Genomic DNA, 16,298 nt, shown 5'->3' on the forward strand with positions numbered 1-16,298 from the left:
CACCGGGCCAGCCAAGAAAGGCTTTGCTTTGAACGATTTTGTCGCCACCCTGACCCGCTGGGCCGTTCGCATCCTGCTGATGCTTGTGGGCCTGGTCTTCTTTGTCAGCCTGCTGACCGCCGCGGCGCTGCTGGCCCTGGTCTGGGCCGTGAGAGCGCTGTGGGCCAGGATCACCGGCCAGCCGGTGATGCCCTGGGCCATGCGCATGAGCCCGCGGGCGGGCTGGCAGACCGTGTACCGCTCCGGCTCCGAGTGGATGGCACAGCGTCCGCAGCGCGCCTATGGCGCTGCCGAGGGCGGCGGCCGCCGCGCCGGTGCCGGCGTACTGCCGGGTGCGGGCGAGGTGACCGACGTTCAACCCCGTGAAGTGCGCGAGCCCTGAAGCGTCTTGCTGCAGCCTTTACGCGGCCTGCGCATCTTCGTGCCCAGGCCGCGCGTGGCGGCCCGTATAGTCTGAAACCCTCGGGAGCCCGTGCAAGGCTCCCTTTTTTTTCCTGCCGCTGCATGCCAACATGTGCCGCGACGCATCCTTGGAATGCGGCGCATGCAAGTGTCTTCTTACCATTGAGCCTATGACCCAGCTGGATCTCCACCGCGTCTTCGACCTTCAGTACCAGGCCAGCCGGGCGCAGGTGGACGTGCCCCTGCTGGTACGCCGCGAACGCCTGCTGCGCATGCAAAAGCTGCTGGACGAGCACGGCCCCGTGCTGGCCGCCGCCGTGCAGGCCGACTTCGGCATGCGCTCGCCACGGCTGACCGAGATGGTGGAGCTGTTCGTGCTGCGCAACCTGCTCAAGCACACGCTGCGCCATCTGGCGCGCTGGTCGGGGCGCCAGCGGGTGCGAACGCCGCTGATGCTCATGCCCGGCCGGGGATGGATAGAGCGCCAGCCGCTGGGCGTGGTGGGGGTGATTTCCCCGTGGAACTATCCGGTGCAGCTGGCGCTGGGGCCGGCCATCACGGCCCTGGCGGCGGGCAACCGCGTCATGCTCAAGCCCAGCGAACTCACGCCGCACACCTCGGCCCAACTGGCGGCGCTGGTGGGGCAGTTTTTCGCGCCCGAGGAATTCGCCGTCATCGAAGGCGATGTGAGCATTGCCACGCAGTTCTCGGGCCTGCACTTCGACCATCTGCTGTTCACCGGCTCGACTGCCGTGGGCCGTCGCGTGGCCCAGGCGGCGGCGGCGCACCTGACGCCGACGACGCTGGAGCTCGGTGGCAAGTCGCCCTGCATCATCTCCACCGACTGCGACCTGAAGGAGGCCGCGCTCAAGATCGCGCATGGCAAGCTCGTCAACGCGGGCCAGACCTGCATCGCCCCCGACTACGTGCTGCTGCCGCGCGGGCAGGAGGCGGAGTTTGCCGAGGTCTTTCGCACCGCGGCGCGGCGGCTGTTCCCGCGCTTTGCCGGCAATCCGGACTATGCGGCCATCCTCACCAAGCGCCACCTGGCGCGCCTGCGGCAGATGCTGCGCCAGGCCCAGGGCATGGGGGCGCATGTCGAATGGATGGAGGATGGCGGAGCCGGCCAGGAGAGCGCCGACATGGCCTGGGGCGATGCCGTGGAGCGCCAGATGGCGCCGGCCCTGGTCTTCAATGCCACCAGCCAGATGCAGCTCATGCAGGAGGAGATCTTCGGCCCCATCCTGCCCGTGATCAGCTACGACAGGCTGGATGACGTGGTCTCGGCCATCAATGCGGGGCCCAGGCCGCTGGCGCTGTACTGGTTCGGCCGCGATGAGAAAGTGCGTGATGCCGTGCTGTCACGCACCATCAGCGGCGGGGTGACGGTCAACGACACCCTGCTGCACTTCGCCCACGAGAACCTGCCCTTCGGCGGCGTGGGCGACAGCGGCTGGGGGGCCTACCATTCGGAGCAGGGCTTTGCACGGCTGAGCCATCAGAAGGCGGTGTTCGTGCAGTCGCGCTGGTCGGGGGCTTCGATGCTGTATCCGCCCTACGGCGCAAGGTTCGACCGCATCATGGAGTTGATGCGCCGCTGGCTGTGAGCGAGGGGGTGATTTCTCGCCGTTGCCGGGCTTGCCTGCATCGTGAGAAATTGTCAACTGATTCCCTGCCAAGCCTTGTGTCGCGTGCACCAGCTGCTCTTTTTTGGAGAGCACATAGCACATCCCAATGCCGAGGGCAAGAAAACGAGCACAGCCGTACTTGCGTGCATGGCTAAGAGCCGCAACGCACGCAAAAAGCGCGATTCCTGTGAAAATCACGCCCTTCTATTTTCACCTGTTTTCGTTTCGGTTTTTCCATGTCTAGTATCCAGGTTCGTCCAGCCACTCTCCGCGATGCAAAAGCGATTGCCCAGATCCATACTGCTTCCGCCATGGAGGCTTATCGCGGTCTGGTTCCCGATGACCAGCTCAAGAGCATGTCGTCGGTAGAAAAACGCCAGGCCTATTGGCGCGAAGCCATCGAATTTTGCGAACCCCAGGTTCAGGTTGCCATCGACGGCGACAAGATCGTCGGCTTCGTCGGTTTCGACCGCTCGCGCGATGAGAAGTCGCGCCAGACCACCGGTGAAATTTGGGCCATCTATGCCTCTCCCACGCACTGGAATCAGGGTGTGGGCGTGGCCCTGTGGGACGCCGCACGCGACGGCCTGCTTGAAGAAGGCTGCACCAATGTCACCTCGTGGGTGCCGCTGCGCAATGAACGCGCGCTGCGCTTCCATGAGCTCGCCGGCTTCAAGCGCGAAATGTCCACCGCCAAGACGGCCCAGGTCGGCGCTCTCAAGATCGAGGAAGTGCGGCTCAAGCGCGCACTGAACTGATCGATTCGCCAAACCATCCACCCATCACTCACGGAGCAGCAGGCCTTGTCCTCTTCCCAGAACTGGTCCCTGCTGCAGTGGCAGGAGCACGAGGCCACCCAGGTTGCCCTGTGGCGCGCGGACAGCACCATGACCGCACCGCGCCGCATCATCATCGCTGACGACAGCCTGGCCGCCGACAGTGCCTACCGCCTGGCCTGCGAAGGCCAGGCCATGCTGTGGCGCGGCGATTTCCAGAATGCCCGGCAGTTGCTGTCGGCCCTGGGCCGCCGCCTCGACAAGCCCGCACGTGAGACTTCCGCCAAGGCGCGCCAGCGCCGCGCCGGCAAGGAAGACGCCAAGCCGGTCTTTCCCCACGCCTTCCACCTGCACCGCCAGGCACTGGCGCAGCGTGCGCGCATCCTGTCCAGCGTGATGATCGAGCTCGATACCCGCTGGCACTGTGCCCTGCGCCGCGCGCCGGACTGGAGCGAAGCCTGTCGCGAAGCCTGGGGCGAGATTCCCGCCGACCAGGGTGCGCACAGCGTGATCGTTCCCCTGCGTGAACTGCTGGGTGCCCTGGGCGCACATGAGTGGCGCAAGAAGGGCGTGGCCCTGGCCGTGCCGGGCATGCCGGAGTTCAGCATTCATCCGCACTACGGCGTGTTCTCCCCGGTGCGCGGCGAGTACCTGGATCTGGTGGCGCAGGCGCCCCTGCCCGCCGTGGCCCAGCAGGCCGACGCCGCGGTCTGGGATATCGGCACGGGCACGGGTGTGCTTTCTGCCCTCTTGCTGCACCGTGGCGTGCGGCAGGTGGTGGCCACCGACTTGAGCGACCGGGCACTGGCCTGCGCGCAGGACAACCTTCAGCGGCTGGGTCTGGCGCAGCGCGTGAGCCTGCGCAAGGCGGACCTGTTCCCTGAAGGCCGGGCCGCCTTGGTGGTCTGCAATCCGCCGTGGCTGCCGGGCAAGGCCAGCTCCTTGCTGGAGCAGGCCGTCTATGACGAAGGCAGCCGCATGCTGCGCGGTTTTGTCGAGGGCCTTGCTGCACATCTGCTGCCGGGCGGCGAAGGCTGGCTGATTCTGTCGGATCTGGCCGAGCACCTGCAGTTGCGCTCGCGCGAGGAACTGCTGGGCTGGATCGATGCCGCAGGCCTGCAGGTCCTGGGCCGCGAGGACATCCGCCCGCGCCATGGAAAGGCTGCGGACTCCACCGATCCGCTGCACGCGGCACGCGCCGCCGAGCTCACCTCGCTGTGGCGCCTGGCGCCGCGCTGATCGCGCGCGCGTCCACCCTTCGTTTCGTCTAGGCGCCCTGTGCCGTCGCTGCCTCCTGGGGCAGCAGATGCCGCAGGCGCTCGCGCAGGGCATCGGCGCGCTCGTCGCCCGCATGTTCCTGCACGGTCTGCAGCAGCTGCAGGGCGGCGGCCTGCAGTGCCTCAAGATCGCGCGCCTCGCGCAGCAGATGGCGCAGCACCTGGGCCTTGTCCTCATGGCGGTTGGCAAACATGCGCTCGCACATATCGAACAGGTACATGCGTGTGCCGGCAAGATTCAGCGTGGCAGCGGGGCCGGGCGGGGTGGATTCCTTCGCAGCGGCCGGTGCCATGGAAGGGGCCTGGGGCGATGACGCGGCGGCTTGGCCAGCCAGGCGCTGCAGGTGGCCGCTGGCGATCAGTTGCTCGATCAGTTCGCCGGCATGTGCGCCCAGGACCTGCTGCAACTGCTCCTCGGTGCGGCCATCGGCCATCAGCAGCACCGAGCGCTCGCGCAGCGGCAGGCTGCGGCGGCCGGGCTGCAGCTCTTCAAGGGCCTTGGCGGTTTTTTGCAGCAGCATGGTGGGGGCAGGGAGTCCGACAAGCCCCGATTGCACGTTACATGAATGACCGTGGCGTGAAGAAGCCATGACAACTGGTCCACCCGGTGCTCTGCGGCAAGCGCACAATCGCCTGCCATCGCATGGGCGGGCTCTGATCTGCAGGGGCTGGCGGCCGATGCCGGTCGCAGAAATATTGTTTGATCTGTAACAGGAAGACGGGGCGCAGGCCCCGCGACATAGGTGATGAGACTGTTGCTGGCGCCCATGGAGGGCTTGCTTGATTTCGTGCTGCGCGATGTGCTCACGCGCGTGGGCGGCGCAGACCGCTGTGTCTCGGAGTTCATCCGCGTCACGGGGACCGTGCTGCCCGACAAGGTGTTTCTGCGCACCATGCCGGAGCTCAACAACGGCAGCCGGACGCTGGCCGGTGTGCCCGTGCGTGCGCAGCTGCTGGGCTCGGACCCGGACAGCATGGCGGCCAATGCGGCCAATCTGGCGCGCCTGGGTCCGGAGGGAATCGATCTGAACTTCGGCTGCCCCGCCAAGGTGGTCAACCGCCATGGCGGCGGTGCTGCGCTGCTGCAGGACCCTGAGCAGATCGCGCGCGTGGTGGGGGCCGTGCGTGCTGCCGTGCCGGCGGCCATGCCTGTGTCGGCCAAGATGCGCCTGGGTTTCAACGACACGACCCTGATGACCGAATGCGCCCAGGCCATGCAGGCCGGTGGCGCCTGCGAAATCGTCGTCCACGCACGCACCAAGCTCGACGGCTACCGTCCGCCTGCCTACTGGGACATGATCCCGCGCATCCGCGAGTCCGTGACCGTGCCCGTGGTGGCCAATGGCGAGATCTGGACGGTGGAGGATGCGCTGCGCTGCCGTGAGCAGTCGGGCTGCGGCGATCTGATGCTGGGCCGGGGAATCGTTGCCGACCCAGGCCTGGCGCTGGCCATTCGCGCTGCCGTGGAAGGCGGGCAGATGCCAGCAGAGCATGTTGAAGCACAGGTGTTCTGGAGCGATCTGGTGCCGCAGGTCCAGCGTTTCTGGGACATGGTCTGCGAGGATCTGGAGCCGCGCCAGCGCGCAGGCCGCCTCAAGCAATGGCTGAACCTGCTGCGCCGCCGCTTTCCCGAAGCCGAGCAGGCCTACCAGGAAGTGCGCACGCAGACTGACCAGCGCGAGATCACGCTGTGGGTGCAAGCGCTGGCGCGGCGCCAGGAGTGGGCCGGGCTTTAGCGCGATCGGCCGGTCACAGCAGATGGTCGGGCGCCAGCGGGCCAATGAGCTTGAGCATCAGGCGCAGGCCCCAGCTGGCATCGGGCTCGCTGTGCTCGTCACCGCGCTCGCTGTCTTCCGAGGCCCGCCACACCAGCTCGCCATCCTTGTCGATCTCGACGCGCCAGCTGCCATCCTGCAGGCCCTCGTCAATGCTTTGCGTGGCCAGGCGGCCGAACTCGCGGCTGGCGATGAGCAGTGCAATCTCGGTGTTCTGCAACTGGGAGCGCAGATCCAGGTTCATCGAGCCGACTGCCACCAAATGCCCATCCACCACCAGCAGCTTGGAGTGCAGCATCGCACGCGAGGCGCCTGTCGAGCCGGAAGGACCGCCACCACCCGTGCTGCCCGAGCCGAATGCAGAGCGGACACTGGCCGCCGTGCTGCGCATCTCGTACAGTTCAACGCCCATCTCCAGCAGCGCCTTGCGGTGGCGCGCATAGCCGGCATGGGCCAAAGGTGCATCGTTGGAAGCCAGCGAATTGGTCAGGATGCGCACGCGCACTCCGCGTTGCCGTGCGCCACGAAACGCCTCCATCATGTCCGGGCCCGGCACGAAATAGGGCGAGACCACCAGCAGATCGCGCCGGGTCTTGCGCACCAGGGCCAGCAGGCCATCGACCACCGAATCGGCCTCCAGCACCGGACGCGCCGCCTGGCGCAGGGCGCCAGCCGGCTGGCCCATGGACAGCGTGCCGGCAGGCCTGGCCTGCGGGCCGTTCGGCGCGGGGCTGGCCTGTGCGGACGCATCCGTGCCAGCGCTTGTGATGGAGCCTGGGCCGTCATCCCTGTCCAACGGAATTTTGGCGGGCTCATCTACCAGCACGGCGGCCGATGCCCAGGTCCAGCGAGCCTTTCGCAAATCCATGGGCTGCTGGTCCCAGATGATCCGGCGCTGCTCGGCCGTCTGGTCATCTGCCTTTGTCTCCTTTGGGGGAACGGCAGGTGTGGGGTCCTCCTCCTGCGCCTGGTCATCATCGCCCGCAAAGCGCTCGCGCAACTGCTTGAGTTCCTTGAGGCTGATCAGCGACTGGACGGGATAGGCGCGCTGGTTGTTCCAATAGCTGTCAAAGCTGCGTGACAGGTCGCTGACCACCGGCCCCGCCGCCAGCACGTCGAGGTCCACGAAATTGCTGGCGCTGTCCGCATCGAAATACGCATCGCCCAGATTGCGCCCCCCGATCACGCCCATGGCGTTGTCGGCGATGAACAGCTTGTTGTGCATGCGCTGCTGGGCGCGCTGGAAATCGGTCAGCAAGGTATAAGCGCGGCCCAGCGCCGAACTGCGCGCGCCCGCCAGGGGGTTGAACATGCGCATCTCAATACCCGGCACAAAGGCCAGGCGCATGACCTGCGCATTCGCGCCCGTGCTGTGGAAATCGTCCAGCAGCACGCGCACGCGCACGCCACGCCGGGCTGCCTCGACCACGCCGCGCAGCAGGCGCTGCGTGCTCTCGTCGGCATGGATGGCGTAGTACTGCAGGTCCAGCGTCTGCTGCGCTCCCTCGACCAGTGCCAGCCGGGCGCCATAGGCCGCCTGGGCGCCGGACAGGAGGGTGAAGGCGGAGGTTTGCTTGCTTCCCGCCTCGGAGCGCTGCTGTTGGATCAACTGGCCCAAGGAGGTGTTCTGCGGGGAATCCAATGCCTTGGTGACATGCCGGTCCACGCCTTGGGGCAGGCCGCCGCATCCTGCCAGCGCAATGCAAAGAAGCCAGGGCCGAAGCCAACTCAGGGGGGGAGATCGCAGGGGCATGGCGCGCTTCGGTTGGTGGGCTGTCCGGGTTTGCTGTGAGATCCGTCAAGGATTCTGTCATGTCCCCTGCAGGGCAGGCGTCGCCGAAATGGAGCGTTCGCCTGCCAGACCCGTCCGTCGCCCGGATCGGCGGCGCGTCGGCGCCGCCAAGCGGTCACTTGTAAGCAGATGAGAACCGTGACAATAACGTATGGCTAAATGCAAGCATTGGTTTTCGGCGCGGCCCAGGCACAGCGGCTTCACCTTGATGGAGCTCATGGTGACGCTGGCTATTGCAGCCATTCTGGCCGGGCTGGCCGCGCCGTCGATCAGCGAGTTCATCGTGAAGAACCGGATGAATGGCGTGGCCAGCGAATTTTCGGGTGGAATTCTGCGTTCCAGGAATGAGGCAGTGAGCAGGAACACCTGCGTCACGTTGTGCATGAGCAGCAGTGCAGCCGATGCAGCACCTGCTTGCACGGTCGCAGGCAAGAACTGGCAGGTCGGCTGGATTGCCTTCCTCAATACCAGCTGTGACGCGAGCCGGGGCGCGCCTGCCGCGAGCAATGACCTGATCTTTGCCAAGGTGGGCAGCGGTGGCGAGATTCTGCTGGACTCCACGGATGACACACCGGTACGGAAAATGATGTTCAACGCCTCCGGCGCTCCGTCGCTTCCCAGCTCCTCCAACTTCAGCTTGCTCTACAAAGATGTGCAGAACACCTACACCAAGAGCTACGGGGTCAATATCTGCATCGATGCCCAAGGGCGTTCCAGATTGATTCCCAGCGACAAGAAATGCAGCAACTTCTGAGACATGACCATGCCGCTCTCCTCCATTGCTGACCGCAGGATCGCCAGGGGGCTGACCCTGGTGGAAATGATGGTGGCGCTGGTCGTGCTGTCCATCGGCCTTCTGGGCGTGGCGGGACTGCAGGCCTCCACCACCAAGTACCGAATCAACACTATGGCGCGTGCGTCCATGACCGGTCTGGTCTTCGATCTGTCGGAAAGAATCCGGGTTAATGCCGATTCTGCAGGGGCCAACTTCTTGCAGCCCGGAACCGAGAAGGACGATTCGCTGTACGTGATTGCTTCGGACTGGGCAACCCAGCAGACCGAATCCATAACGACCAATAAGAACTGCGTGACTGACATCTGCACCACGGCGGAGCGGGCCGATTACGATGTAAAGATCTGGCGGCAGAAACTTCGTGATTCCATACCCCAGGGGGCTGCCATGCTGTCGGGGGACAGGCGCACTGGCGTGCTTCTGACCCTCATGTGGTTCGACAAAGAACTCACTGACAAGGCCACCGCGAGCGACGGTACCTCGACCATCACCCTCAAGAAGGCGCCGGTATGCAATGCACAGCAGACCGGTATGGCGCAACAGAGCTGCTGTCCTGAAGAGGCCAAGGCCCCTGAAGGGGTGCGTTGTTCCCGCTTCTCCTTTGTGCCCTGACCCCATGAAATATCAACGCAGATCCCAATCGGGGTTGACCTTGGTCGAACTGCTTGTCGCGATGGCCATCAGCCTGATGATCATGGCGGCTGCGATTTATGTCTATATTGCCTCGAGCGACTCTCAGCGTGTGCTGGACCGCAACACGGCAAGCAACGAAACCGGCGTGTTTGCCATGCAGATGCTGGGGCGTGCCATCATGAATGCCGGATTCTATCCGGCGCCTTCCAAACCTATTCCGGTTGATGTCACGCAGACGGGAATGTATGACACCTATCCGCCTATTTCCGCCACAAAACGGGCTGTCACTGATTGGGCTAATCCTGAAGTCAATTGGCCTCCCGCAGCTTTCCAAACCGGAATCTATGGCTGTGATGGTGCGAAGTTGAAACCGTCCAGCAGTGCCTGCGATGATGCAAAAGATGGTGCGGCAGATACGCTGGTCATCAACTATTTCACCGCAGATGCGATGGGGGGGGCGTCGGGCTCTCGTTTCGACTGTACCGGAACGGATGTTGCAAAGGATCCCAGCAATCTGGAGCGCAACAAGAGTGCCAGCGGTGATGCGGTTGTCGATGGCAGTCCGCCGCGGCTGCCGCTGTTCGGCTCCAACCGCTATACGCTTCAGCTCAGTAAAGCCTATATCGGGCGTGCCGAGGTCGAGACAAAAAGCCTTGTGTGCAGCGGAAACGGGAAAAGCCCCCAGGGAGCGTCTGATGACGATGCCTACCAGTCGCTGCTGTCTGGGATAGAAGACATGCAGTTCTCCTATGGTGTCTATTCGACAGAGAAGACATTGAATCCCGATAAATTTTATACTGCCACTGAGGTCAATGGGTTGGATAGGGTGAATATCAATGGCCAGATGCTGACAGGTTGGCAGCGCGTGGTGGCGGTCAGGGCCTGTATCCTGACAAAAACACTTCAAGGAAGGACACGTATTGGAGATGCGAAGGGGAGTGAGAAAACGTATTTGAACTGCCAGGGAGTAACCAAGCAACAGCCTTCTGGGGAAACATACACCCGGCTTGTGCAGGTGTTTGGCGTACGCAATGGCTTGAAGCAAAGCTACTAGGTCGGAAATATGTCTGCGCCAAGAGCAATCAAAAAACAAAGCCAGCACGGAATGGCCTTGGTCATGGTCATGCTAGTGTTGGTTGCAATCACCAGCATCACGCTGTGGATGGTCAAGCAATCCACATTGTCGGAGGGGATGGCCCGCAACCAACTTGATCAGGAGGCCGCGCGGCAGGCGGCCGAGTCTGCATTGCGGGATGCGGAGCGCGATATCATGGCGCCTACCATGGCCGCACGGGATAATGCATCCTGCTCGCGCCAGACGGATGAAATCAACCCCAATGATTTTTCCGCTACCTGCAATGCCGGTCTGTGTGCCAAGGAAGACTCCAGCTATGGTCTGACCGATTGGACCAAGGCTTCTGAACGCAATACTACAGTGGCCGAGCCATGGTGGCCCACCAACAAGGGTGGTCTTTGGAATGATGTTCCGAGTTCCAAGCCTGGGCGTGTGCCTGTGAATAGTAACAACTGCACAGGATTCACTGGTGGTGTCCCACTGGGAACCTATACGGGTGTGGCCCCGATTACGGGTGTTGCCCAGCAACCCGAATATCTGATCGAGATTTTTCGGCGCAAGCATGTGCGCATGAATCTCGACGAAACCCGCGTGACTTCTTCTGGAGAGAACGCAAACCAGTGGTCTTACATGTATAGAGTTACTGCGCGGGGCTTTGGATACTCTCAGCGTACACAGGTCGTTTTGCAGACGATTTACTTTCCTTGATGAAGGCCGAGGAATAAATGACTAAAACAAAATCATTTCTGCTCTCTTTGGGGGGGGCATGCGCGATATTTGCGTATGTGGGCATTGGAGCCACGCCGGTAGATGTCTCTGCGCCGCGCGAAGGAGTTCCTCCAAATATCGTCACAACGGCCAACAAGCCTATGGTGATGCTAACTGCATCCAAGGACCATACGTTGTTCGGACCGGTGTATACGGACTTCGAAGACCTGGATGGTGATGGTGTCATCGATACCACCTTCACTCCCACGTTCAAGTATTACGGATATTTTGACGCCACAAAATGCTACGCCTATGAAAGCGGAACCTTTGTTCCCAAGGTGCTTGCCAACAAGGATGTGACGACGGTGAATTCCGTCACGAAGACCAGCTATACCTGTTCAGCAAGTCAGTCCTATTGGAGCGGGAATTTTCTCAACTGGGCCACCATGACCCGGCTCGATACAGTGCGCAAGATGCTGTATGGCGGATACCGCAGTGAAGATAAAGATGGGTCAACCATTCTCATGGGATCCCGCTTGGTACAAGACGCGCACTCCTTTGTCAAATACTACAAAGGCGATGACATCAGAAAATATACTCCGTTCAGTACAGATAATCTGAAAAAGGCAACGGGTGTGAATAAAGGTGATTATGCCGGGCTGAGCATGTGCGTCACTGGCAGCAGCGAAGACCCCAAGGCTTCGCAGCCTGTCATACGCCTGGTCAAGGGCAATGTCAGGTTCTGGTCCACGGTGGAGATCAAGCTGTGCCGCTGGAGCGATGCGCCTGATAATTATAATTCTGGTACTTTTGGTCCAAAACTCGCACGATTCTATGGCGACGTCGACAAAGGTAATGGCGGTGTCAAGCATGAGGACAAGATACCGTCGCGAGTCAATGATGGCGCCACCTATTCCGGTATAGGGCCAGACCTGAATGTCAATGTCAAGGTCTGCGATCCCAATCTCCTGGGGGATGAGCGGTGCCAGCCGTTTCCGGCGGATTCCACGAGAAACTATAAACCCTATGGCTTGTTGCAGGAGTTTGGCTATCCCAGCAGCAGCAACTCTGCTGCTCGTGTGGAGTTTGGACTTATTACCGGTAGTTATGATATGAATCATACGGCCGGGGCATTGCGCAAAAATATTCGCGACCTGGATGACGAGATCAATAGGAATACCGGGGTTTTTTGCCATAGTGCCAGCGCAGGTTGCTCTGCGAAAGTGGATACCCGGGACACAGGCAAGGGTGCCATCAAGACCTTTGACTCCATCATTTTGTATGGTCGCAATGGAACCTCCTACGGAAGTGGCAAAAATCCCAGTGGATCTCCCGATGGAGATTTGCCGGCCTGGGGGAATCCCATAGGGGAAATGGTGGTCCAGGCGCTGCAATACTATGCCTACAACGGCTCCGCGCCCTCGCCCACCAATCCCAGCAGTACCTCGAATGACAGCAATGCAGGCCTTCCTGTTGTGAAATGGGAAGACACGCTTGCCAATACCGATGCCAGAGCCAAGTACGGCAATGCCATCTGCCGACCGCTCAATATTCTCGCCTTCTCGTCGAATGCGTTGAGTTTCGATGGCCAAGCAGATACCCCCTTCACCACTTTGTCGAATCGCAGTGGAAGCCTGGACTCCTATGTCAACAATATCGGCACTGCCGAAGGGCTTGCGGGTTCGCTGCGTTCGGTGGGCTCGGTCTCGGGCAAGGGTCTGACCACCAACGACGACAAGAACTCTTGCTCTGCCAAAACCATTGGCCAGCTGTCGAACGTCAACGGCATCTGCCCCGAGGCGCCGGCCATGGGTGGAACCTATCAGGTTGCCGGTGCAGCCCTTTACGGAAACACCAGCAAGATCCGAACTGTGAGCAATCCGCCCTCCGATCTGGCGAATGTGGAAAATGCGCTGAAGGTGCGCACCATGGCGGCATCGCTGACCGGTGGATCTCCGCGTATCGACGTACCCATCCCTGGAACCAATCCCACGAAGTATGTCTACATCACCCCCGAGAGCGTGCAGAACAATGGTGCCGTCAGTGCACCGCTGACCTTTGCTTCCATCAGCTCCGGGCCGAACAACGTTAAGGGAATGTATGGTGCGTTCATCGTGACGTGGAACGACATCCTGATGGGCGGTGACTACGACATGGATATCACGGGCTATGTGCGCTACGACACTACTCCCAACCCCAAGTCTCCGTCTGGCTGGGATATCTCGATCACTACTGATATTCCCGGAGTCTGCGGTGGCGCTGCAGGTACCCATGGCTTCAGTGTGATTGGTGTCCAGAACAATGGGGTCTCGGCCAATGGTCGCTACCTGACCCACCAGCACAATAGCGGCGGCATCCTGTCCAACATGCCGGCAACCTCCGAATACCTGTGTGGCGACCCTACCTACCGCGCCACAAAGTTCGGTACCAACGAAACCTATGCCACCACTGTCTGCAATGTGACGGGCGACGGATCGGTCATATTTGCAGACAATTCAAAAATTACTCTGCCGTCTTATTGCACGGTCAAGAATAGGGACTTCCTGGTCACCAAGACCTTCAACATGGTCGGAGAGACCGATGCCCTGGTGAAGGACCCGCTCTGGTATGCCGCGAAGTACGGATATTTCAAGTCCAGCGAAAAGCTCGCCGATGGAACCTACCGTACCCTGAGCATGCCGCCGGACCAGTCCAGCTGGGACAGCGTGGGCAGCGATGGCACGGCTGGTGCTGATGGCGTTCCCGATGGCTACTTCCTGGCTCGCAGGCCGGAGTTGCTGGAATCCCAGTTGAGGCGTGTGCTCGAAGCGGTGGCCAAGGATTCGAATGCTGCACCGGCGGTTTCATCCACGCAGTTCACGGTTGGCAGCTTCAAGTATGTGGCCAAGTTCGACAGCGCAACTTCTTCAGGCGCCTTGGAAGCCTACAAGGTGGATGACGACGGCAATGTGAGCACGGCTTATTCCTGGGAAGCCGGCATGCTGCTGAAAACAGCGGCGGCCGGTGACCGGCGCAAGATCATCACGAACAGTGGTGGCGTGGGTGTTCCCTTCCGTTGGAATTCGTTGCCTGCGGCTTACAAGGATCAGATGACGACGGCCTCCGTCAACAAGCTGTCGACAGACAATGCCCAGGTGGCGCTCAACTATGTCCGGGGTGATCAATCACAAGAGGGCGCCACGGCCCTGCGCCAGCGCGGGTCCACTCTCCTTGGGCCTATCATCAATGGATCGCCCTGGATCCAGGATCGGCCCAGGGCGTTTGTCGTGGACGACCCGAAGAGAAGCTACGCCAAGTACTACAACGATAACAGTGCGCGGCCCAAGGTGTTGTGGGTGGCTGCCAACGACGGCATGCTGCATGCATTCAAAGCCGATACGGGTGTCGAATTGCTGGCCTATGTGCCAGGTGCGCTGGCCAATCGCTTGGCCGAGCTTCCGTTGCAACGCGGAACGAGCAGCCGCACGAAACTCAACAATGCCAATTTCACATTGGGATCGTCGGAAACAGTGCCCTCTGGCACCGCATGGCCTTATGTTGACGGCAATCCGTTCACTGCCGATGTCCAGGTGGACTCAGGTGCTGAGGATCCTGTCTGGAAGACCTACGCCTTCTCGTCCCTGGGACGTGGTGGACGCGCCGTGTTCGCCCTGGATGTCACGGCAACGGATCCATCGACCTTCTCCGAGGCCGGCGCTGCGAATATCTTCAAGTGGCAGTTCACTTCGGATGATGATGCGGACCTGGGCTACATCACGGGCGAAATCAATATCCATACCGCGACCAACCAACCGGCCCCGGTAGTCAAGCTCAACAACGGCAAGTATGCGTTGCTGCTGGGCAATGGCAACAAGTCCACCAACGGCAAGGCAGCGCTGTTCATCCTGTACATGGATGGGCCTACGGCAGGCAGTTGGAGCGGCCGGTACACGAAGTTCGTCGTGGACGACGGCTCGGGCAACGGCCTGTCCATGCCCCATTGGGAAGATGTGGATGGCAACGGCACGGCGGACGTGGTGTATGCCGGCGACCTCAAAGGCAACATGTGGAAGTTTGATCTCTCTGACCCCACGGGTGCCAAATGGGGTGTGGCCTACAAGCTCTTCCGCGCCGTGCAGACCACGGTGAATGGCAATACCACCACGATCACACCGTTGCCGATCACCACGGCGCCGCGGACCATGTTCATGGGCCGTGGCGGCATCATGGTGATGTTCGGCACGGGCAATGCGTTTGAGACTGGGGATTTCCCGGCGGCAGGGGTGACCCAGAAAGTCTATGGCATCTGGGATCGGGGCAGCGCGATTGCAGACGACAGTACGCTGGTGACGAGAACCTATACGCGTGACAGCGCTGGAAATGTCTATCTGGCATCTGGGCTTGAACTGGACTGGAGCAAGAATAATGGCTGGGTCATGGCATTGCCGGGCTCTGCAGAAGCCGTGCTGTCCGACCCTTCGCTGGATGCCGGGGTCATGACCATGGTGGGTGTGAGGCCCAGGACCGGGACCAACCAGTGTTCGGACACCCCGAATGCCACCATGTACACCATCGACCCCATTTCGGGTCGTGCAGAGCGCAATGTGCAGGGAACGATGGTGGTCAATGCAAATAAGGTGAACATTGCCGGTCGTGAGATCGGTGACCAGAAAATCAAGGTGGTGAATGACCGCTCGAAGAAGCCGTTTGACAAGAAGTGCAAGGCCGGTGACCCCAATTGCGCCTGCAAGGGCGACAAGTGCGAGAAACCTCCGACCTGCGGGCCGGGCCAACTGGCCAAGCGCGCGATCGGGCGCAATGCGGATGCCGTCATGTGCTACAGCACGTCGCCTCGCATGCAGTGGCGTGATGTTCCGGGGCTGAGGACCAATCAATGAAGAAGCGTTTTTCCCCTCAACAAGGGTTCACCTTGATCGAGATGATGTTTGTTGTGGCAATTGCTGCCATTCTGGCCTCCATTGCTTATCCTTCCTATAAGGAGTATGTAGCGAAGGCGAAGCGAGCCGAAGTGAGTGCGATGATCTCTTCCGCGCAGCAGTGGATGGAACGTTTCTATTCGGAGAATTTCAGATATGACATAAATAGCGCGGGTGTCGCGGTCACGGACAAGGAGCAGTTCCCTAAGTATTTCTCGGTTTCACCTGCGCCTGGGCAGGGAGGGGCGCTGTACGAGGTCTCTGTGGTGGTAACAAAGGATGTACGTGACGTGTACTCTCTCAAGGCTGTGCGCAAGGCCGGCAGCAACATGGCCGGGGATCGTTGCGGGGACTTCTATCTTGACCAGTATGGGCGCAAGGAGCTCAAGGACTACAGCAGTAGCCAGTTCGCGACCCTGCAGGCCGCGTTGAACTACTGCTGGAAGTAGGTCATGGTTTTGGGAGGTAAATTCAGGCAACTTTCTTACTGTCTGAAAAGAGATTGAATTTGTCCTCCCACTGG

Annotated in this window: 13 protein-coding genes; 11 read left to right on the forward strand and 2 right to left on the reverse strand. The window is 61.2% G+C overall.

Features of this window, described 5'->3' with window-relative positions:
• The first annotated feature begins 28 nt into the window (after positions 1-28).
• The 4 genes from AC57B5_RS26030 to AC57B5_RS26045 all read left to right on the forward strand — a co-directional run bounded on the left by AC57B5_RS26030 (position 29) and on the right by AC57B5_RS26045 (position 4,045).
• On the forward strand, positions 29-382 hold the full coding sequence (locus tag AC57B5_RS26030) for a hypothetical protein (RefSeq protein ID WP_496400601.1): 354 nt from the start codon (positions 29-31) through the stop codon (positions 380-382).
• 130 nt (positions 383-512) lie between these two features.
• Positions 513-2,009, forward strand: a complete 1,497-nt coding sequence (locus AC57B5_RS26035) for a coniferyl aldehyde dehydrogenase (RefSeq protein ID WP_496400602.1) — start codon at positions 513-515, stop codon at positions 2,007-2,009.
• Between the two features lie 257 nt (positions 2,010-2,266).
• Positions 2,267-2,788, forward strand: coding sequence for a GNAT family N-acetyltransferase (locus tag AC57B5_RS26040; RefSeq protein WP_013801040.1), 522 nt, complete (start codon positions 2,267-2,269; stop codon positions 2,786-2,788).
• Between the two features lie 45 nt (positions 2,789-2,833).
• Positions 2,834-4,045 carry a methyltransferase gene (locus AC57B5_RS26045; RefSeq protein ID WP_313234589.1) on the forward strand — a complete coding sequence of 404 codons (1,212 nt, stop codon included), beginning with the start codon at positions 2,834-2,836 and terminating at the stop codon, positions 4,043-4,045.
• A gap of 28 nt (positions 4,046-4,073) precedes the next feature.
• Here the strand turns inward: AC57B5_RS26045 and AC57B5_RS26050 are convergent, their stop codons facing one another.
• Entirely contained in the window at positions 4,074-4,604 is a 531-nt protein-coding gene (locus tag AC57B5_RS26050) for a hypothetical protein (protein WP_313234590.1), read from the reverse strand.
• Between the two features lie 225 nt (positions 4,605-4,829).
• Here AC57B5_RS26050 and AC57B5_RS26055 point away from each other — a divergent pair, with 225 nt between their 5' ends.
• Positions 4,830-5,819: a tRNA dihydrouridine synthase gene (locus tag AC57B5_RS26055; RefSeq protein ID WP_486641322.1), complete on the forward strand. Its 990-nt coding sequence runs from the start codon at positions 4,830-4,832 to the stop codon at positions 5,817-5,819.
• A gap of 13 nt (positions 5,820-5,832) precedes the next feature.
• Here AC57B5_RS26055 and AC57B5_RS26060 read toward each other — a convergent pair whose 3' ends face one another.
• A complete protein-coding gene (locus AC57B5_RS26060; protein WP_496400603.1) occupies positions 5,833-7,611 on the reverse strand; it encodes a phospholipase D family protein in 1,779 nt (592 codons plus the stop codon).
• Between the two features lie 190 nt (positions 7,612-7,801).
• Between AC57B5_RS26060 and AC57B5_RS26065 the strand changes: the two genes are divergently transcribed.
• From AC57B5_RS26065 to AC57B5_RS26090, 6 genes are read left to right on the forward strand one after another with little or no spacing between them, the layout of a single operon-like run.
• On the forward strand, positions 7,802-8,404 hold the full coding sequence (locus AC57B5_RS26065; protein ID WP_496400604.1) for a GspH/FimT family pseudopilin: 603 nt from the start codon (positions 7,802-7,804) through the stop codon (positions 8,402-8,404).
• A gap of 3 nt (positions 8,405-8,407) precedes the next feature.
• Positions 8,408-9,055, forward strand: coding sequence for a type IV pilus modification protein PilV (pilV, locus tag AC57B5_RS26070; protein WP_496400605.1), 648 nt, complete (start codon positions 8,408-8,410; stop codon positions 9,053-9,055).
• A gap of 4 nt (positions 9,056-9,059) precedes the next feature.
• Positions 9,060-10,130 (forward strand): PilW family protein, encoded by a 1,071-nt coding sequence (locus AC57B5_RS26075; RefSeq protein WP_496400606.1) that lies wholly within the window; start codon positions 9,060-9,062, stop codon positions 10,128-10,130.
• A 51-nt stretch (positions 10,131-10,181) separates the two neighbouring features.
• Positions 10,182-10,859 (forward strand): pilus assembly PilX family protein, encoded by a 678-nt coding sequence (locus AC57B5_RS26080; protein ID WP_454706657.1) that lies wholly within the window; start codon positions 10,182-10,184, stop codon positions 10,857-10,859.
• Positions 10,860-10,876: 17 nt separating this feature from the next.
• On the forward strand, positions 10,877-15,736 hold the full coding sequence (locus AC57B5_RS26085) for a pilus assembly protein (protein ID WP_496400607.1): 4,860 nt from the start codon (positions 10,877-10,879) through the stop codon (positions 15,734-15,736).
• The gene (locus tag AC57B5_RS26090) at positions 15,733-16,224 is read left to right on the forward strand and encodes a type IV pilin protein (protein WP_496400608.1); all 492 of its coding nucleotides are present in this window, start codon (positions 15,733-15,735) and stop codon (positions 16,222-16,224) included. Before AC57B5_RS26085 ends, AC57B5_RS26090 begins: the two co-directional genes overlap by 4 nt.
• Positions 16,225-16,298 lie beyond the last annotated feature (74 nt).

This window comes from Delftia sp. BGA-UO-ETr-SB1, assembly GCF_059567865.1.